Origin of the sequence: Stella humosa (assembly GCF_006738645.1) — a bacterium.
Classification (GTDB): Bacteria; Pseudomonadota; Alphaproteobacteria; order ATCC43930; family Allostellaceae; genus Allostella; species Allostella humosa.
Genome location: NZ_AP019700.1, coordinates 840,645 through 859,799, shown reverse-complemented (window position 1 = coordinate 859,799; position 19,155 = coordinate 840,645). Strand labels below are relative to the sequence as shown.

General features: G+C 71.3%; 13 protein-coding genes. 4 read left to right on the top strand and 9 right to left on the bottom strand.

Annotated features, from left to right (window positions below; all coding sequences use genetic code 11):
* Positions 1 to 119 precede the first annotated feature (119 nt).
* Positions 120 to 851 (top strand): class I SAM-dependent methyltransferase, encoded by a 732-nt coding sequence (locus STVA_RS04015; RefSeq protein ID WP_123693987.1) that lies wholly within the window; start codon positions 120 to 122, stop codon positions 849 to 851.
* Between the two features lie 17 nt (positions 852 to 868).
* Here the strand turns inward: STVA_RS04015 and STVA_RS04010 are convergent, their stop codons facing one another.
* The 8 genes from STVA_RS04010 to ggt form a co-directional block, all read right to left on the bottom strand.
* A complete protein-coding gene (locus tag STVA_RS04010; protein ID WP_245978507.1) occupies positions 869 to 2,926 on the bottom strand; it encodes a molybdopterin oxidoreductase family protein in 2,058 nt (685 codons plus the stop codon).
* A gap of 52 nt (positions 2,927 to 2,978) precedes the next feature.
* A complete protein-coding gene (locus tag STVA_RS04005; RefSeq protein ID WP_123693991.1) occupies positions 2,979 to 4,838 on the bottom strand; it encodes an acetate--CoA ligase family protein in 1,860 nt (619 codons plus the stop codon).
* A complete protein-coding gene (locus STVA_RS04000) occupies positions 4,835 to 6,724 on the bottom strand; it encodes a hypothetical protein (RefSeq protein WP_123693993.1) in 1,890 nt (629 codons plus the stop codon). Before STVA_RS04000 ends, STVA_RS04005 begins: the two co-directional genes overlap by 4 nt.
* Before the next feature lie 105 nt (positions 6,725 to 6,829).
* A complete protein-coding gene (locus STVA_RS03995) occupies positions 6,830 to 7,780 on the bottom strand; it encodes a calcium-binding protein (protein ID WP_123693994.1) in 951 nt (316 codons plus the stop codon).
* A gap of 96 nt (positions 7,781 to 7,876) precedes the next feature.
* Positions 7,877 to 8,542 (bottom strand): HAD family hydrolase, encoded by a 666-nt coding sequence (locus STVA_RS03990; RefSeq protein ID WP_123693996.1) that lies wholly within the window; start codon positions 8,540 to 8,542, stop codon positions 7,877 to 7,879.
* 29 nt (positions 8,543 to 8,571) lie between these two features.
* The gene (locus tag STVA_RS03985; RefSeq protein WP_123693998.1) at positions 8,572 to 9,543 is read right to left on the bottom strand and encodes a Gfo/Idh/MocA family protein; all 972 of its coding nucleotides are present in this window, start codon (positions 9,541 to 9,543) and stop codon (positions 8,572 to 8,574) included.
* 65 nt (positions 9,544 to 9,608) lie between these two features.
* The gene (locus STVA_RS03980) at positions 9,609 to 10,631 is read right to left on the bottom strand and encodes a calcium-binding protein (protein ID WP_123694000.1); all 1,023 of its coding nucleotides are present in this window, start codon (positions 10,629 to 10,631) and stop codon (positions 9,609 to 9,611) included.
* A gap of 86 nt (positions 10,632 to 10,717) precedes the next feature.
* Positions 10,718 to 12,421: a gamma-glutamyltransferase gene (gene ggt / locus STVA_RS03975; protein ID WP_123694002.1), complete on the bottom strand. Its 1,704-nt coding sequence runs from the start codon at positions 12,419 to 12,421 to the stop codon at positions 10,718 to 10,720.
* 267 nt (positions 12,422 to 12,688) lie between these two features.
* Between ggt and STVA_RS03970 the strand changes: the two genes are divergently transcribed.
* Both STVA_RS03970 and STVA_RS03965 read left to right on the top strand, forming a co-directional pair.
* A complete protein-coding gene (locus tag STVA_RS03970) occupies positions 12,689 to 14,875 on the top strand; it encodes a hybrid sensor histidine kinase/response regulator (protein ID WP_123694004.1) in 2,187 nt (728 codons plus the stop codon).
* A 31-nt stretch (positions 14,876 to 14,906) separates the two neighbouring features.
* The gene (locus STVA_RS03965; RefSeq protein WP_123694006.1) at positions 14,907 to 16,538 is read left to right on the top strand and encodes an acyl-CoA synthetase; all 1,632 of its coding nucleotides are present in this window, start codon (positions 14,907 to 14,909) and stop codon (positions 16,536 to 16,538) included.
* Here STVA_RS03965 and STVA_RS27515 read toward each other — a convergent pair.
* Entirely contained in the window at positions 16,535 to 16,690 is a 156-nt protein-coding gene (locus STVA_RS27515) for a hypothetical protein (RefSeq protein ID WP_170216656.1), read from the bottom strand. The genes STVA_RS03965 and STVA_RS27515 overlap by 4 nt on opposite strands.
* Before the next feature lie 300 nt (positions 16,691 to 16,990).
* Here STVA_RS27515 and STVA_RS03960 point away from each other — a divergent pair, with 300 nt between their 5' ends.
* Entirely contained in the window at positions 16,991 to 19,138 is a 2,148-nt protein-coding gene (locus tag STVA_RS03960; protein ID WP_245978510.1) for an acetate--CoA ligase family protein, read from the top strand.
* Positions 19,139 to 19,155 lie beyond the last annotated feature (17 nt).

Here is a 19,155-nt window from a genome sequence, read left to right as displayed (position 1 = left end):
CGGCGGCGTGTATGGCGGGCGCATGCTTAGCCGCTGGGGGCGGCAAAATCCATGGCGACGAGGGCGGCGGGTCTGGCTGCCGCTTGACGGCAGGGGGCTGACCGTGGTCCGACAGGCCGATGAGCAAGCCCGACAAATATGTCGACTACGAGGCCGCCTGGGAGGGCTACGCCCAGCGTTGGCGCCAAGCCTATCCCGGCCTCGACCATCTGGGCGACGAGTGGGTCGGCCGCGAGGCGGGTGCCGCGCAGTCGCTGGCCGAGTATGTCGCCCTCATCGAACAGCGTTTCGTCGCCCCCTGGATCGGCGCCGACGACACCGTGCTGGAGATCGGCGTCGGCGGCGGGCGCACGGCGGCACTGCTGATCGAGCGCTGCCGCAAGCTGGTGCTGGCCGACGTGTCGGCCGGCATGCTGGAACTGACGCGCGACCGCCTGCTCGCCACCCCCGGCCGCGAAGGACGGGTCGAGGCGGTGAAGCTGGACGGCACGACGCTGGACGGCATCGCCGACGCCAGCATCGACGTCTGCTTCTGCTACGACACGCTGGTGCATGTCGAACCGCGCGACATCTTCAACTACCTCAACCTGCTGCCCCGGGTGCTGCGCGGCCGGCGCCTCTGTGTATTGCACCATGCCGACACGCTGAGCGAACGCGGCTTCGCCAAGTTCCTGGGCGACTGGCGCCACAGCATCAACGGCCAGCGCCACGGCGAGGCGTTCTCGGTCATGACGCCGGCGATCATGCGCCGCTTCCTCGACCATCTGGGCTACCGCGTCCTGGTCGAGGACCATGACAGCGTGCCGCGCGACTGCGTCTGGGTGTGCGAGGCGCCGGCCGCGATCGGCTGACCAGCCCCGCCCCGGCTTCAGGCCGGGCGGACCCACACCGCGCTGTCGTGGAAGACGGCGCCGCCCTGTGGCGGGCCGGGGTCGGCGCCGACCAGGGTGTTGATGCCGCGCCCCTCCTCGAAGGCGGCGTTGGGCCAGATCCCCTCGACCACGATGACGCCCGCCTGCTGGCCCGCCGCCGGCCGCACATGCAGCACGACCGTGCCGCGCCGGTTGCCGAGCCGGACGCGGGCGCCGTCGGCCAGGCCCAGCGCCGCCAGGTCGTCGGGGTGCATGCGCGCGGTCGGCCGCCCCTCGCGCTTGCGCCCCGACGGGGTCTCGGTGAAGGAAGAGTTCAGGAACGAGCGCGCCGGCGGCGCCAGCATGCGGAAGGGATGCTCGGGCGTCGCTGCCTCGAACAGGGTGGTCTGGTCGGGCAAGGGCGGCAGGCACCGCCAGTCGGGCCCGATCGCCTGCCAGTCGGCACGGAAATGGAACTTCCCATCCTTGTGGGGAAAGCCGTCCAGGAAATGCGCCTTCTCGAACGCGGGCGCCCGGTCGGTCCAGGAGCCCGCATGGATCTCTGCCGCCGACGGATAGCCCGACGCCTTCAGAGTGGCGTCCATCACCGCCCACTCCGTCATCTCGAAGGCCGGATGCTCGCCACCCAGGCGGCGGGCGAGTTGGCCCAGCACCCAGTGGTTGGGCCGCGCCTCGGCCAGCGGCTCGATGACCGCGCGGGTGACGTGGAAGAAGGTGGTCGCCCCCGTCTGGTACATGTCGTCATGCTCGAGAAAGGTCGTCGCCGGCAGCACGATGTCGGCCATCGCCGCCGTCTCGGTCATGAACTGCTCGTGCACGCAGGTGAAGAGGTCCTGGCGCTCGAAACCGGCGCGGACCTTGGTCGTGTCGGGTGCCACCATCATCGGGTTGGTGTTCTGGATGAAGAGGGCCGTCACCGGCGGGCCGCCCTTCAGCGCCTCGGCGTCGCCCGTCAGGATCGGGCCGATGCGCGACTGGTCCAGCACCCGGGTGGCCGGGTTCACGCGGTCCAGCCCTTCGATCAGGGTCTTGTCGATGCCGTAGAGCTGGCCGTTGGAATAGAGCGCGCCGCCGCCGCGATGCTGCCAGGCGCCGGTCACCGTCGGCAGGCAGGCGACGGCGTGGACGCTGGACGCACCGGCGCGCGACCGCGCAAAGCCGTAGCCGACGCGGATGAAGCTCCGCTTGTTGGCACCGTACAGGCGGGCGAAGGCCAGGATCTCGTCGACCGGCACGCCGCAGATCGCCGAGGCCCATTCGGGCGTGCGGGTCTCCAGATGGCGTTCCAGCTCATCCGGGCAGTCGGCGTAGCGCGCCATGTAGTCGCGGTCGGCATAGCCCTCGCGGAAAAGGACATGCATGACGGCGCAGGCCAGCGCCGCGTCGGTGCCGGGGCGTACGCACAGGAAATGGTCGGCCACCTCGACCGTCGGCGTGCGATAGACGTCGACCACGACGATCTTGGCGCCCCGCTCCTTGCGGGCGCGCGTCGCGTGGGTCATCACGTTGACCTGGGTCGAGACGGGGTTGCCGCCCCAGATGACGACGAGATCGCTCTCGGCCATCTCGCGCCCGTCGACGCCCAGCTTTTTGCCGACGCCCGCGACCCAGCCGGAATCGGCCAGCGTCGTGCAGATGGTGTTGAGCTGGCGCGAATAGCCCATGACATGGCGCAGGCGGTTGATGCCGTCCCGCTGCACCAGCCCCATGGTGCCGGCATAGTAGTAGGGCCACACCGCTTCCGGCCCGTGCCGGTCGGCCGCCTGCTTGAGCCCGTCCGCCACCCGGTCCAGCGCCTCGTCCCAGCCGATCGGCGTGAAGGAAGCGCGGCCGACGCCGCGCGGGCCGACGCGCAGCAGGGGCTGCGTCAGCCGGTCGGGATGGTGCACCCGCTCGGCATAGCGCCCGACCTTGGCGCAGACGACACCGGCCGTGTACGGGTTGTCGGCCCCGCGCACCCGGCCGATGGTGCGCGCGTCGATGCGCTCCACGTCGAGCGCGCAGGTGGACGGGCAGTCGTGCGGGCAGGCGCTGCGGACGATGTCGAGGGGCAAGGGTCCGGTCTCCGGCTGGGTCCGGGCAGCGTACAGCCCCCGGCCCACCGGCTCAACGCCGCGCGACGCGGGCTGCCAGCCACGCCGCCGCGGCATCCCCGTCGGCCGGGTCGAAGGATGCGGTTTCGGCCCCCAGCCCGGCCAGCAGGCGCAAGGCCGCGCGATGGGCCGGTGCTTCGGCTGCCGCGCCGATCGCGACCGCCAGGTCGCAGCGGCGATGGCCGAACCCCGATGCCAGCAGCGCCGCCGCCGGCACCGCGACGACGACCGCGTCGACCCCGGGATCGGCCACCAGCCGCGCGACGCGGCGCGGGTCCCCTGGCGGGGTCGCGGCCAGCGGCAGCCCGGCCGAGATCGTCTGGTCGCCCCACGCCAGCCCGGTCGCGATGCCCAGCCCCTCCAGTCGCCCGGCCGTCTCGGCGGCGACGGCGTCGGCTGCCGCACCGCCGACGACCGCGACGATGGGGATGCGGACGGGGCCAGCCCCCTCCATCACATGGTCCAGATAGGCGGATGCCACATCCGGCGCCCCGGGCGCCGAGAGGTGCGTCAGGAGAGCCGGGTTGCGGTTGACCTCGCAGATGCCGCCGCCAGTCTCTGCGATCGGCATCGCGATGTCCGGCGTGATCACGTCGAGTCCGGCCGCGTCCAGCCCCAGGAGGGCGGTCACCTGGCAGGCCAACTCGGCATTGTCGGGGTGGACCTGGGCCGTGACGTCCTCCGTCGTGCCACCCTGGGCCCGGTTGGACGCCGTCCGCAGACGCACATGCTGGCCCGCGGCCGGAACGGCGGTGGGCGTCCAGCCGTCTGCGGCCAGCAGTTGCAGCGCCTCGGCATCCAGCGGCAGCGGACGCAGCAGCCCGGCCGGCGGGATGCGCCGCGGGTCGGCGTTGGCGGCCATGACCAATTCGGCGATGCTGTGGCGTCCGTCGCCCGTCACCTGGGCCGCCACCCGCCGGGTGACCGCGGCGAGCCGGCCGCCGATCACCAGCATGCGATAGTCCTGGCCGAAAAGCTGGCTCTCGACGACGGCCCGGCGACTGTGGGCCAGGGCGGCCATGCAGGCATCGCGCACGGCGGCCGGCGTATCCAGGCCGACCGACACCCCCTTGCCGCCGCTGCTGTCCACCGGCTTCACCACCACGGGATAGCCAATGGCCGCGGCCGCCTGGACCGCGCCCTCGGCATCCTGGACGAGATGCTGGCGAGGCACCGGCAGCAGGTGATGGGCCAGGAGGCGCGTGCACTGGTCCTTGCGCTCGGCCAGCGTGCCGGCCATGTGGGCGGTCTGTTCGGAGATCGTCTGGCGCAGTCGCCGGCGATGGCGCCCCTCGCCGATGACGACATAGCTGCGGGCCGGCCCGTCATCGACCCGATGCCACGGCAGGCCGCGGGCATCGATCCGAGCCAGCAGGATCGCCTCGCCAGCGTCCGGCAGCAGCCGCTCGCCGGCCGAACGGAAATCCACGATCGACTGGCGAAGGCGGGCTTCGTCGCCCTGCCCGCCGGCCGCGATGGCCGTCGCCAGCATCATGGCGTCCGCCGCCACCTGGAAGACGACGATCTCCAGGCTGAGCAGGGCGGGCCGCCGGTCGGACTCGACGATGCAGCGGACCGGCATCGGGGTCAGCAGCCGGAGGAGCGCCACCGCCAGCCGGCCGATGGCGGCGTGGCCGTCGTCGCCGCGGGCCGTCAGCGTCGGGGCCGGTGCTGCGTAGGCCGCGGCCAGCGCGGGGTCGATCCGGGACAGGTGCCGGCCCATGGCCGCCTGGTCGGCCAAGTGGGGGCCGGGGACGCCGAGGATCGCTGCCTGCACCAGCGCCGCAGCACCCAATCGGTTGCCGGCGGCCAGCGCCCAGGGTGGACTGAGGCGCAGCGGCTGGTCGGTCGACGCGGTGGAGATGGGGCTCATGACGCCACCGGGGACAGGTCCAGCAAACCCAATGCCGCGGCGGCGAGCGTCGCGCCATCGGCACCCGGCACGGCGACAAGGGCGACGCCGGCCTGCCCGGCCGCCGCCGTTCCCCGATGGTCCGTCGCGGCGCAGACGAGGCCGCGGTCCGCGACACCGGCCAGCAACCGGGCCACATCCGCCGGGGTCTCGCCGCCGGTCAGCACGGCCACGTCCAGCCGACAATGCCCGAGCCCGCGCTCGATCAAATGGTGCGGATCGAGTTCGACCACGGCGGCATCCACCGAAGGATCGTCGACCAGCAATGCCAGCCCGTCCGGGCGCCGATCGTCGGCCGAGCGCGCAAGCCGGCCGACCCGCAGGCCGCCCTTCCCTGCCATGCCGACCCGCAGCCCCAGCGCCCCCAGTTCAGCCGCGACCGCGGCGACGACGGCACCTGCCGCCGGCCCCACGACACCGACGATCGGTATGCGCACCGGCGTGCCCGCCGGCAAGACATGGTCCATCATCCGCTCGTAGACGCCGACGTTGCGCAGCCCCGATGTCGGCTGGCGCTGCACCTCGTGGATGATGGCGCCGGTCTCGTGGAACGGGCGTGTCAGGTCCTGGCAGATCAGATCGACGCCGACCACGTCCATCCCCATGAGTGCCGCCACCCGCTCCGCCAGCCGGATGTTGGTCGGGTGCACCGCGGTCGGGTAGTCGAACGTGCCGCCCTGGCTCCAGTTGGCGACCGAGCGCAGCCGCACCTCCGTCCCCGCGGGGGCGACCGACTGGCGATCGAAGCCTTGCCGACGCAGGAGCCGGTCGGCCTCGGCATCCAGCGGCAGCGGCAGGAGATGGGCGCCGGTAGGGTTGCTGGTCGGATCGGCGCGCCGAAGGTTCTCGGCCGCGACCAGTGCCGCCACCGTACTGGTTCCGTCCGCCAAGACGGCCGCCGCGCGGCGACGCAAGGTCGAGAAATAGCGACCGCCGACGATGAACAGGCGGTAGTCGTCGCCCTCGGCGAAGGTCTCGACGATCACCGGCCCATGGTGCCGCGCACTCGGAAAGGCCGCGGCAACCTCGGCCGGGGTGCCCAGGTCGCAGCAGATGCCCACCCCGCGGCTGGCGTTGGCCGGTTTCAGCACGACCGGGTAGCCCAGGGCGGCGGCCGCGCGCTGGGCTTCCTCGACGCTGGCCGCCCGACGCTGGCCGGGAGAGGGCAGGCCGGCTGCGCGCAACGTCCGGCTGGTAACCCACTTGCTGGAGCAGATATCGACGCCGAGAAAGCTCGTCCGGTCGGTCAGGTTGGCGAAGGTGCGGCGCAGCCGGGCGCCTTCGCCCAGCAGCAGCGGCCCCTGCCCGAGCGGGGAGGCACGCCACGGTATGCCGCGCACCGCCGCCACGTCGGCCAGGTGCGCATCCTGGTCGTGCAACTGGATCGGCTTGGCCCAGTCGAGGAACGCCGCCACGGCGTCGGCCGGCGGCCCGGCCTGCCGGGCACCCAGCAGGTCGAGCGCCAGGGCCAGCGCCCGCGCACCCACGACCGGGCGGTGGGCGACGAGAAGGAGGTCGATCGTCGAAGGGTCCGCCGCGCCCAGCACCTGGTGGCCGCCGGCCGGCTCATAGGCCAGGCGCAGGAGCTCGCTGGCGAGGGTGCCGACGATCGCACCGAATGCCGCGCCGACCCCTGGTCCAACGTCGACCGCCGCGGGCAGTTTCAGAGCCGGAACCGCCCCCTTGATGGCGGCCAGGATCGCCTGGTCCGGCAGGCCGTGCCGCGGCACGAAAACCCGTGCCACGCTGACCGGCAGCCGACCATGGCGGTTGCCGGCGCGGTAGTGGCGAATCGATGCGGCGGCGCCTTGCCGCCCGGCCAGAATCTGGCCATCCCCCTCAGCCATCCGCCCGCAGTCCCCCGTCGATGCCGGGGGACTATCGCGTGTTTGCGATCAGCCGTTCAAGGGACCCGCGGCCGGCATCGCGCGGCCGCGGGCCCTCAGTCCGGCTCAGACGAAGAGGAAGTCCTGCTGGCGGAACTCATCGATCGACTGGTTGCGGATGACCAGCGTGTTGCCGCCGCCGAGATCGAATCCGGTGCCGCCGGACCAGTCGTTGTAGGCCCTGTCCATCAGGTCGAAGAAATCGAAGATGCCCGACCCGTTGACGTTGCGCTCCATCACGACGCGGTCGGCATCCTCGAAGACGAAGTCGGTGATCTCGTCATAGCCGGAGGCGCTGAGGACGACGAAATCGTCGGGCCCGAAGCCGCCATAGAGCGTGTCGGCGCCCGACCCGCCATCCAGCGTGTCGGCCCCGTCGCCACCGTTCAGGAGATCGAAACCGGCCCCGCCGAAGAGATAGTCGCGCCCCGAGCCGCCATAGAGGTTGTCGTCGCCGAGGTCGCCGCGAATGGCATCGTCGCCCTGCTCGCCATAGACGTCGTCGCGGCCCTGGCCGCCGAACATCGTGTCGTTGCCGAAGCCGCCATAGACGAGGTCGTCGCCGATGTTGCCGTTCACATGCCAGTCGTCGCCGTCATCGCCGAAGACGATGTCGTTGTCCTGGCCACCGCGCACGAAGTCGGCCCCCGGCCCGCCATAGACGATGTCGGCGCCGGTGTTGCCGTTCAGCGCGTCGTCGCCGAAGTCGCCGACCAGCAGGTCGCCGCCGTCGCCGCCGTAGCCGTCGTCATTGCCGTCGCCGCCGATCAGCGTGTCGTTGCCGGTGCCGAAGAAGTCGATGTTGTCGCCACCGAACATGGTGTCGCTGCCGGGACCGCCATAGACGAGGTCGTCGCCGCCATTGCCCATCAGGAAATCGTTGTCGAAGCCGCCGTCGATCGTGTCGAAGCTGCCCTCGCCGCGGACGAGGTCGTTGCCGCCGCCGCCAAGGATCGAATCGGGACCGGCGGTGCCGATGAGGGTGTCGGCGCCGTTGGTGCCGGGGATATAGGCCATGGATGCTGCTCCTGAACCGCGGATGGATATGCCTGCCAAACGAGCAGGCCGCGGTCGGCGTTCCCGCCGGCCGGCACATCGCCGCCGATCCGGCGATCAGCAGGCAGCCAGGATCGCGTCGCACACCATGTTCAGGTCGGTCGATACGAAGGCACAGAGCCGCCGCATGTCGTCGGTCGCTTCGAGGAGATCCGGCACCATCACCACCGCCATGCCGGCCGCCGCGGCAGAGCGCACGCCGTTGTGCGAATCCTCCAGCGCCAAGCAGAGCGCCGGGTCGACGCCCAGCCGCTCGGCCGCGCGCAGGAAGGGGTCGGGTGCCGGCTTGCCGTGGCTGTAGTCGCCATGCGCCACCACGGCATCGAACCGCCCGGCGATGCCGTGGGCGGCCAGGTTCCGGCTGGCATCGGCGTGGGACGATGAGGTCGCGATCGCCCGCGGCAGCCGCAGGTCGTCCAGCGTGTCGAGCAGCCGCAGCGCGCCAGGCTTCAGCGCCAGCCGGGTCGCGACCAGCGCCTCGAACCGGGCGAGGCTGTCGTCGCGGAAGGCATCCACGGCGAAGTCCGCGCCGTAATGGCCCAGCAGGGCCGTCCGGTTGGTGGGCCAGGGCCGGCCGATCAAGCTGAGGAACAGCGCATCGGGCAAATCCCGGCCACGCTCGGCGACCGCGGCGACGGCCGCCTCGCGATAGAGGGTCTCGGTGTCGAAGAGGAGGCCGTCCATGTCGAAGACGACGGCGGCGGGGACGCGGGCCAGCGACATGGACGGTTCCTGGATCTGGACGGCGGCGATCAGGGCACGTCGAGCCAGCGGCCGGCGCGCGCCGACAGCTCCACCTGCTCCAGCACCGACACGCCGTTGATGGCGTCGGCATCGGTCACCGGATAGGCGGCACCGTGAGCCACCATGTCGGCGAACGCCTCCAGCTCCGCCCGTTCCTTGTTGACGGGTGCGTACTCGCGCACTTCCGGCTTGGCGCCGATGCGGCTGACGATGAGCTGCGTCTCGCCCCGCATCTCGGCCGTGCCCTTGGTGCCGTAGACCTGGATGCGCCACGCCTGGCCGGTGGCGGGCGAGGTCACCAGCGTGCCGGCAGCGCCGCTGGCGAAATGCAGCAGCATCGCGGTCGTGTCGTCGATCGGGATTTCGATGGCCCGGCGCCAGCTCAGCGCCGTCACCGCCTTCACCGGCCCCAGCAGACCGATGAGCGCATCCACCATATGGATGCCGAGCGCCGTCATGCCGCCGGCCGGGCTCTCGGTCGGCTTGGCGCGCCAGCCGTCGGGAGCGTAGGAGAAGGCGCCAGAACCCGTCACCGCGCCCTCGACCTGCAGCACCTGGCCAAGGTCGCCCCCGGCGATGAGCTGGCCCAGTTCGACATAGCCGGGCAGGAAGCGGCGGTTGTGGCCGACCGCCAGCTTCACCCCGGCCGCCGAACAGGCGGCGACCGCATCGGCGGCACTGGCCTTGGTCAGCGTGAAAGGCTTGTCGCAGAAGACGTGCTTGCCGACCGCGGCGGCCGCCTTCACCTGCTCGACATGCTGGGTGTGCGGCGTGGCCAGGACCACCGCCTCGACGCGCGGATCGGCCAGGACGGCCGCATAGTCGGGCAACAGGTCGAAGCCGCTCGACCGGGCGAAGTCCACCGCCTTGGCCGGCGTGCCGGTACAACCCGCCACGAAGCGGATCTTGTCGCTGCCCTTGGCCGCATTGACCAGGACCTGTCCCCATCGGCCGAGGCCGACCACCGCCGCATTCACCATCAGGCACTTCCTCGCAGGATTGAGCGGGGAAGGATTACAGCCGCCTGCAGGCGGTGGCCATCCCGCTATAGCAGGAAGACGAAATCGCCGGCCGACAGGTCCGCCCGGACCACCCCGGCCAGGACCAGCATGTCGCCGGCACCGAGGTCGATGACCGCGCCGCCGGCCTGATCGGTCGTGCGGGACAGGATCTCCGCCGCGTCGAGCGCCATGGCGATGCGGTCGACGCCCGGCGCGAAGTCGAGGACCCGGTCCGACCCGCTGGCGGCGGCAAAGACGAACAGGTCCTGGCCCTCGCCACCGCCCAGGATATCGGCGCCGAGGTCGCCCCAGACCGTGTCCGCGCCGTCGCCGCCATAGACGAAGTCGTCGCCCTGGCCGCCACGCACGAGGTCGTCGCCCGCCCCGCCTTCGACGAAGTCCACCCCAAGGTTGCCGTTCACATGCCAGTCGTCGCCATCGCCGCCGAACACGACGTCCGATTCCTGGCCGCCGCGCACGAAATCCCGGCCCGGACCGCCATAGACGAGGTCGTCGCCGGTATTGCCGTTGACCGCATCGTCCCCGGCCCCGCCATAGACGACATCGTCGCCGTCGCCCGCCACGATCTCGTCGTCGCCGTCACCGCCGTCGATGACATCCATGCCCGAGTCGCCAATGTCGTCCGGCACGCCGCCGAAGATCGTGTCGTTGCCGCCGGCACCTTCCAGATGGTCCCCGTCCGGCCCGCCCAGGATGAGGTCGTCGCCGCCCCCGCCCAGCATCGTGTCGGCCCCGATCCAGCCCACCAGATAGTCGCCGCCGTCGCTGCCGATCAGCAGGTCGGCGCCCGGATCGCCATAGAGGGTATTGCCGCTGGCGTCCGCGACGGTGGCGCTGCCGGCCCAGATCGTGTCGTCGCCATCGCCGCCGCCAAGCTGATCATCGCCGGGGCCGCCCTCGATCCGGTCGTTGCCGCCGCGGCCCTCGATCACGTCCGTGCCGGCCAGGCCGGACAGGGTGTCGTTGCCATCCAGCCCGTCGATCGTGTCGTCGCCATCCGTGCCGACCAGGGTTTCGGACGCGTCGCTGCCGGTGATCGTTGCCATGCCTGCCTCGCCCAGGTTGCCGTGAACCTGGGACGCAGGGTATCGCGCGGAGGTTCAGCCGGCAGCGACTCTTTCGCCCGGCCGGGTCAGCTCCGTCGCGTCGGGTCCGGATAGAACCGCGTGCCCGGCCGGGCCTGGCCGCCGGACAGGCCGGCCGCGACGCCATCGGCGCGCCAGCAGGCGGCACCGGTCATTTCGCCGTCGGGGTGGAACTCGATCGCGCACATGCCGCCGGCCACATGAGGCACCGCCACCACCTCGTGGCCGAACCCGGCGACGGCGGCGCGGACCGTTTCCGGCACCCCCTTCTCGATCTCCGCCTCCTGCCCCTGGGTCCAGATGCGCGGCGCCTCGACGGCCTCCTGCAAGCTCATTCGGTGGTCGACCAGGTTGAGGATCGCCTGCATCGCCGCACCATAGAGCCGCATGCCGCCGGGCAGGCCCAGCGCATAGGCAAGCCGACCGTCGCGATAGGCCAGCAGCGGCGACTGGGTGCTGGTCAGACGCTTGCCTGGGGCCAGCGACAAGGCGTTCCCGGGGTGCGGGTCGAACAGGTACATGTAGTTGTTGGGGACGATGCCGGTGCCGGGGATGAGGATGCGGGCGCCGAAGACGCTGTTCAGCGTCTGGGTGGAGGCGACGACGTTGCCCTCGCGATCGGCCACGGTGACGTGGGTGGTGTTGGGCGATTCGTTCTGAAGGATGCGGGCGGCGAACTGACTGGCCGCCGTCGGCCGGATCTCGGACCGGCGCAGGTCAGCATAGTCCTTGGACATCAGCCGCTCGACCGGGGTGGTGACGAAGGCCGGGTCGGCGGTGGCGGCCAAGCGGTCCGCGGCGGCGATCTTCATCGCCTCCAGGATCAGGTGCAGCGTCTCGGCCGTGCCGAAGCCGAGGCCGGCGATGTCGAAGCCCTCCAGCAGGTTCAGCATCTGGACGATGTGGACCCCGCCCGAGGTCGGCGGCGGCGCCCCCACGATCTCCACCCCGCGATAGGTGCCACGCACCGGCTGGCGGTCGACGGTGCGGTATTCGACGAGGTCGGCCGCCGTCAGCAGCGAGCCGTTCTTCTCCAGATGCTCGGCCGCGATCGCGCCGATGGCGCCGCCATAGAGGACGCCCGGCCCCTCCTTGGCGATCGCGCGCAGGGTGTCGGCCAGTTCGGCCTGCACGAAAAGCGACCCCGACGCCACGGCGCTGCCGCCCGGCAGCAGCAAGGCGGCGATGGCCGGGTCCAGCGCGAGGTCCTGGGCCACCGACTTGATGCAGTCCGACAGGAACGGGCTGGCGCGGAAGCCGCGCGACGCATGGCGGATGGCGGGGTCGATCACGGTGGCGAGGTCGAGCCGGCCATGGCGCTCGAGCGCCTCGCACCAGCCTTTCAGGCTGCCGGGTGCCGCCACCGCGCTGGCACCGATCGCGTTGGCGCGGCCCGCGACCTCCATGTATCCGGGCCAGGTATCGGAGACGGGCGTGTAGCTGTCCGGCCGCGCGGCCTTGGGCGCGGTCGACAGCCCGTCCAGCACCGTCACGCTGCCGTCGGCCAGCCGCAGCAGCGCCGTGCCGCCGCCGAAGATGCCGACCATCATCGGCTCGACCACCGACAGGGTGAACAGCGCGGCCACCGCCGCATCGATGGCATTGCCGCCAATCGCCAGCATCTCCATCCCCGCGGCGGACGCCAGCGGATGATTGGTCACCACCATGGCGCCGCTGGCGACGGTCGACTGTTTCTCGCAGGAAAAGGAAGTGCCGGCGCGCTCGCGCCAGTGGGCCGTGCTGCTCGTCATGGGGTATCCGTCAGGGCTTGCCGTCGGTCCGCGCGACCGACCGTCCGCCAGCCTAGCCGCAACAGGCACGAAATCCGATCCGCCATCCGGGCGGCGGCGTCGGATTGACGCAGATGGCGCCGTTTGCACCCGCAGCACGCCCTGGGAGGCTGGCAAGGCACCGCCATAGCGAGCATAGTCCGCGGCAGATTGAGCGAACGAACAGCTCAAAGGAAGCGAGCCCGACCTGGCCCGACAGTGGTCATTCCAGTCGCGTAGCTGCCGCTGATGCCGAACTCCCGCCCCGGCGCGGCGTTCCCGGCGGTCGAGCCCCTGCGGCCGGCGGTGCCGTCCTGGAAGCGCCTGGGCTCGGCCACAAACCTGCTGCGCGCGGTCGCGGTCGGCACCGTCGTGCTGACCGTGGCGCTCTATGCCCTGCTGGCGATGCAGACCCACAGCCGCAATCGGCAGGAGGTGCAATCGCGCCTGCTCTACACCCTCGACCTCGTGCACGAGCATGCGGTCAAGGTGATGGAGACGCAGGCCCTGGTCACGAGCCAGGTCCAGGAGATGTTGCGCGGCTACGACGACGACGACGTTCGCGCGGACGAGACGAATTTCAAGTCTCGCCTGACCAAACTGTCCGAAGCCCTGCCGCAGATCCAGGGGGTCTGGGTGCTGGAAGCCCGGGGGCGGCCGCTGGTCACCACCAGTTCGACCCCGGTCCCCAGTGACCTGGATCTTTCGGACCGGAACTACTTCCGTGTCCACCGCGACAATCCCAACCATGGGCCATATGTCAGCAGCGCCCTGCTGGGCCGCGCCGCCGACGTGACATTCTTCCAGATCAGCACGCGGCGGGGCGACGCTCTATTCGAAGGCGTCACCGCCGTGTCGATGTATCCCGATTACTTTCAGGAGTTCTATCGGCGCGCCTCGCTCGAGCAGCCGTTCTCGGCGGCACTTTTCCGCGAGGACGGATCGCTGCTCGCCCGCTTTCCGGCGCCGTGGAAGCGACTGCACGAACTGACGCCCTTCGCGAACTTCGCCGCCCAGGTTGCCAAGGCGCCGATCGCCGGCTCCTACATCTCGTCCGGCGCGCCGGACGGAGTCGAGCGGCTCATCAAGTACCGCCGGCTGCCCGGCTATCCCATCTATGCGGTGACCGCGACGACGACCGGGTACATCCGGGACGCATGGCTGGCCGAGGCTGGCTGGAGCATCCTGCAAACCCTGCCGCCGATATTGGCGCTCTTGCTCATCACCCTGTTCGCGCTGCGTCGCGTCCGTGGCGAGGCGGCAGCCCTGGAATCGGCCCGCGCCGCCAACCGCGCGAAAACCAATTTCCTGGCCACGCTCAGCCATGAGATCCGCACGCCGATGAACGCGATCCTCGGCATGAACCGGTTGATCCAGAACAACCCGGCCCTGCCGAGCGAGACGCGGCAGCAGTCGGCGGCCGTGCAGGTGGCGGGAGAGAACCTGCTGGCGCTGCTCAACAACCTGCTCGACATGTCCAAGTTCGAAGCGGGATTCCAGCGCCTGGAGGCAATCCCGTTCGACGCCGGTCGCATCGCGGACGAGTGCGCCGCGATGTTCCGTGCCGCCGCGGAAGCCAAGGGCATCACCTTGCGCGCCCATTCCCCGAGGGACGCCTGCTGGCTGCTGGGCGACCCGCTGCGCATCCGCCAGATCCTGGCGAACCTGGTCGGCAACGCGGTGAAGTTCACGACGACGGGCGGGATCGACATCCGGACGACGATCGAGGGCGCGGCGGCCGGCGATCCGGCGGGAACCCCGACCGCGCTGTGCATCGAGGTATCGGACAGCGGCCCCGGCATTCCGGCCGATCGCCTGGCCGGCATCTTCGAGCCGTTCCAGCAGGCAGATCTGTCCACCACCCGGCGCTTCGGCGGGACGGGCCTGGGACTGGCGATCGCGCGGCAGTTCGCCCGGATGATGGGCGGCGACATCCGGGTGGCCAGCCGCGTCGGCCAGGGCAGCCGGTTCCAGGTCCGCCTGGCGCTTGCCGTTGCCGACGCCCCGCCCGTCGAGGCCGCAGCCGCAGCGCCGGCCACCAACGAACATCCGCTGGCAATCCTGGTGGCCGAGGACGTGGAGATCAATCAGGCCGTCATCCGCGGGTTGCTGGAATCGCAAGGCGTCCGCGTGGCCATCGTCGGCGATGGTGCAGCAGCCGTAGAGGCGGTTGCCGGCGGTCGGTTCGACGCCGTGCTGATGGACGTCTGGATGCCCAACCTCGACGGCGTCGAGGCGACCCGCCGGATCCGCACCCTGGACGGCCCCGCTCGCGACGTGCCGATCTTCGGGCTCACCGCCGACCCGACCACCCATCAGCGCGACGAGTGCCTGGCCGCAGGGATGAACGGGGTACTGCTGAAGCCGATCGACCTGGACCTGCTGTTTCGCAGCCTCGAACCCTTCCGGCGCGGCGGGACACCACGGAGCAGGTGACGGACGGGCGCCGATCGGTCGAGTATGGGCCATGCTCCACCGCACGACCGACCATCGCGCCCTCGTCGACCGGTTCCGCTGGGCCGTGCCCGACCGCTTCAACATCGGCAGCGACGTCGTCGACCGCCATGCCGCGGCCGGCAACCGGCCCGCGCTGATCTTCGAGGACGAAGCCGGCCGGGTGACGCGGCTGGGCTTCCGCGATGTCGCGCTGGCGTCGAACCGCTTTGCCAACGTGCTGGTGGGCCTCGGGCTGCAACGGGGCGACCGGGTCGGCATCCTGCTGTCGCAAGGGCCGGAGACGGCGATCGCCCATGTCGCCGCCTACAAGGCCGGCCTGATCGCGGTGCCGCTCTTCACCCTGTTCGGGCCCGAGGCGTTGGAGTACCGCCTGGGCGATTCCGGCGCCCGCCTGCTCGTCACCGACGAGGAGAACGCGGCCAAGGTCGAGGGCATCCGCGACCGGCTGCCCGGCCTTGCCCACATCATCCGCATCGACGGTGGCGACCGGCCGTTCTGGAACCTGCTGGAGCGGGCGTCCGACCGGTTCGCGACCGTCGATACCGCGGCCGACGACCCGGCGCTGATCATCTACACCTCGGGCACCACCGGGCCGCCCAAGGGCGCGCTGCACGCCCACCGGGTCCTGCTGGGGCATCTGCCGGGGGTGGAACTGCCGCATGATTTCTTTCCGGCGCCGGGCGACCTGTTCTGGACGCCGGCCGATTGGGCCTGGATCGGCGGGCTGCTCGACGTGCTGCTGCCGTCCTGGCACCACGGCGTGCCCGTGCTGGCCCACCGCGCCCGCAAGTTCGATCCCGATGCGGCATTGGCGATGATGGCGCGCCACGGCGTGCGCAACGTCTTCTTCCCGCCGACCGCGCTGAAGTTCCTGCGCCAGTCGGGTGCGCGGCCGCCCGCGGGCCTGGCCCTACGCACCATCGGATCGGGCGGGGAGACGCTGGGCGCCGAGTTGCTGGCCTGGAGCCGGGCGACCCTGGGGGTGACGCCGCACGAGTTCTACGGCCAGACCGAATGCAACCTCGTGGTCGGCAACTGCGCCAGCCTGTTCCCGGTCCGGCCAGGCGCCATGGGCAAACCCATCCCTGGCCACCGGGTCGCCATCATCGACGGCCAGGGGCGTGAACTGCCGGCGGGCGAGACGGGGGCCATCGCCGTGCGCCGGCCCGACCCGGTGATGTTCCTCGGCTATTGGAACAACCCGGCCGCCACGGCCGCCAAGTTCGTCGGCGACTGGCTGGTGACGGGCGACCTCGGCCGGGCGGACGAGGACGGCTACCTGCATTATGTCGGGCGCGACGACGACGTGATCACGTCGGCCGGCTACCGCATTGGTCCCGGCGAGATCGAGGACTGCCTGCTGGGCCACCCGGCGGTCGCCATGGCGGCCGCCATCGGCGTGCCGGACCCCCTGCGGACCGAGGCGGTGATGGCCTGGCTGGTGCTGAAGCCGGGCCATCCGCCGTCCGACGCGCTGGCGCGGGAGATCCAGGGCTGGGTGCGCACGCGCCTGGCCGCCCACGAGTATCCCCGCCACGTCGCCTTCGTCGATGCCCTGCCGATGACGGCGACGGGCAAGATCATCCGGCGCGAACTGCGCGCCCGCGTCGCCGCGGACGGGGTGCCGGCCGCGGCGGTCTAGCCTCCCAGGAACTCGCGCACCCGCTCCAGCGAGGCCACCAGCAGGTCGAAGCCGATCGGCGGCTCGTCGCCGTCGGCGAGCGGCAGTGCGGCGCCGGCCAGCAGCATCATGGACGAGCCGAGGGCGATCAACAGGAAGAGGAATCGGGTCACGGCACCCTCGGATCGGTTCGGCGGACAGAACACGGCTTTCATCGGCGACTCCGGTTGGTCGCCCCCTCGGTCCAGGTCGGTCGCGGCGACGGACCATTCGGTTCGATGCCGATGTCGCGGCGGTCGGGCTGGATCGTCCCAGCCTGATCAACGATTGCGGCGCCCGTTTGTTCAAAGCGGCCTGCCCCTCCTCGATTGTCGGATCGGCCGGCGGCGGCTACCAATGCGTCCAAGACCGAGATGCGGCCGGCGGCGACCGTGCATTCGCCCAGGCGCCGCCCAGCCCCCAGGAGGAACCGCTTGTCCGACGCCCCCACCGCCGCCGCCGGCATGCCCTTGCTCGATCCCGCCTCGCTCGAGGGGATGCTGCGACCGCGCTCGGTCGCGATCGTCGGCGCCAGCAACGACCCGACGCGGATCGGCGGCCGGCCGCTGCGCTACTATCTGGAGAACGGCTTCACGGGGGCCATCTATCCGATCAACCCGAACCGGGACGAGATCCAGGGGGTGAAGGCCTACCCCAACCTGTCGTCCCTGCCCGAGGCGCCGGACCTGGTGCTGGTCGCCATCCCGGCATCGGGCGTGGTGGCGACGGCCGAGGAGGCCGCCGCCAAGGGCGTGCGCGCCATGGTCATCTTCTCGTCCGGCTTCGCCGAGGTGGAGGGCGGCGAAGGCCAGGCGATGCAGGACCGCCTGACCGAGATCGCGCAGGCGAGCGGCATGCGCATCGCCGGCCCCAACTGCCTGGGCGTGTTCAACGCCACGATGGGGCACTACTGCACCTTCACGGCCTCGTTCGACCTGGGCGGTTTCCCCATCCCCGGCGGCATCGCCATCGTCAGCCAGTCCGGCGCCTATGGCAGCCACATGGCGACGCTGGCGCGCGAGAAGGGGCTGGGCACGACCTATTGGGTCACGACCGGCAACGAGTGCGACGTGCAGGTGGCCGACTGCATCGCCTTCCTGGCCGACCAGCCGGATGTCGACGTCATCGGCTGCTACATCGAGGGCGTGGTGAATGCCGACCGCCTGACCGCCGCGCTGGACCATGCCTATCAGCGGCGCAAGCCCGTCGTGGTGATGAAGGTCGGCCGGTCCGCCGTGGGCGCGGAGGCGGCCCAGTCGCACACCGCCTCGCTGGCCGGCGCCGACCGCGTCTATGACAGCGTCTTCCGCCGCCACGGGGTGCTGCGCGTCGACACCACCGAGGAGATGCTGGACGTCGCCTATGCCTGCACCCGGCGGACCTTCCCCACGGGGCGCAAGCTGGGGATCGTCACCATCTCGGGCGGCGGCGGCGTCGTGCTGGCCGATGCCGCCACGGCGGCGGGGCTGGAGGTGCCGGCGATGCCGGCCGACGCCCAGCGCCGGCTGAAGGAACTGCTGCCGTTCGCGGCCGTCCGCAACCCGGTCGACATCACCGCCCAGGCCTTCAACGACATGAGCCTGGTGACCAAGAACGTCGAGACGATGCTGGAGGAAGGCGGCTACGACTTCATCATCAACTTCTTCACCTCGATCCCGCGCTCCAAGGTCCTGAACGCGCGCCTGCGCCCGGCGATGCAGGAGGCGCAGCGGCGCTTCCCCGGCCGCCTCCAGGTCATGTGCATGATCTCCACGCCCGAGATGACCAAGGAGTACGAGAGCGATGGCTACCTCGTGTTCGAGGACCCGCACCGCGCGGTGAAGGCGCTGGCCGCCCTCTGCTACTATGGCGAGGCGTTCGGCCGGCCGCCGCGCGCGGCCCCGCCCGCCGTGCCGGCAGGCGCCCTGCCCGCGCCGGACGGCGCGGTCGACGAGCGCGCCGCCAAGCGCATCCTGGCCGCGGCCGGCATCCCGGTCGTCGAGGACCGGCTGGTGCGCACGCCCGAGGAGGCGCGCAACGCGGCTGCCGCCTTCGGCGGGCCGGTCGTCCTGAAGATCTCCTCGCCCGACATCCAGCACAAGACCGAGGTCGGCGGCGTCGCCGTGGGCCTGGCCTCGCCCGAGGACGTGGCCGTGGCCTTTGCCGCCATGTCGGCCCGGGTATCGGCCGCCCGGCCGGCCGCGCGCATCGAGGGCGCGCTGGTCAGCCCGATGATCGCCGACGGGGTCGAGTGCATCATGGGCATCACCGTCGACCCCGCCTTCGGCCCGGTCGTGCTGTTCGGCCTGGGCGGCATCTTCGTCGAGGTGCTGAAGGACATAGCACTCCGCGTCGCGCCCTTCGGCCTGGACGAGGCCGAGGCGATGATCCGCGAGGTGAAGGGCTTCCCGCTGCTGGACGGCGCGCGCGGCAAGCCCAAGGCCGACGTGGCGGCCCTGGCCCAGGCGCTGTCCCGCCTGTCGGTCTTCGCCGCCGCCAATGCCGACCGCATCGACAGCGTCGACGTGAACCCGATCCTGGTCCGCCCGGCCGGCCGCGGCGTGGTCGCGGTCGACGCGCTCTTCGTCCCCCGCCAGTCCTGACCGCCAATCCTGATCGC

What these genes read in the sequence shown, in the direction of transcription:
- STVA_RS04005 (WP_123693991.1), bottom strand. Translation starts at nt 4,838, where the DNA reads ATGAGCCCCATCTCCACCGCGTCGACCGACCAGCCGCTGCGCCTCAGT.
- STVA_RS03990 (WP_123693996.1), bottom strand. Translation starts at nt 8,542, where the DNA reads ATGTCGCTGGCCCGCGTCCCCGCCGCCGTCGTCTTCGACATGGACGGC.
- STVA_RS04000 (WP_123693993.1), bottom strand. Translation starts at nt 6,724, where the DNA reads ATGGCTGAGGGGGATGGCCAGATTCTGGCCGGGCGGCAAGGCGCCGCC.
- STVA_RS03980 (WP_123694000.1), bottom strand. Translation starts at nt 10,631, where the DNA reads ATGGCAACGATCACCGGCAGCGACGCGTCCGAAACCCTGGTCGGCACG.
- STVA_RS03995 (WP_123693994.1), bottom strand. Translation starts at nt 7,780, where the DNA reads ATGGCCTATATCCCCGGCACCAACGGCGCCGACACCCTCATCGGCACC.
- STVA_RS03985 (WP_123693998.1), bottom strand. Translation starts at nt 9,543, where the DNA reads ATGGTGAATGCGGCGGTGGTCGGCCTCGGCCGATGGGGACAGGTCCTG.
- STVA_RS03965 (WP_123694006.1), top strand. Translation starts at nt 14,907, where the DNA reads ATGCTCCACCGCACGACCGACCATCGCGCCCTCGTCGACCGGTTCCGC.
- STVA_RS04015 (WP_123693987.1), top strand. Translation starts at nt 120, where the DNA reads ATGAGCAAGCCCGACAAATATGTCGACTACGAGGCCGCCTGGGAGGGC.
- ggt (WP_123694002.1), bottom strand. Translation starts at nt 12,421, where the DNA reads ATGACGAGCAGCACGGCCCACTGGCGCGAGCGCGCCGGCACTTCCTTT.
- STVA_RS03970 (WP_123694004.1), top strand. Translation starts at nt 12,689, where the DNA reads ATGCCGAACTCCCGCCCCGGCGCGGCGTTCCCGGCGGTCGAGCCCCTG.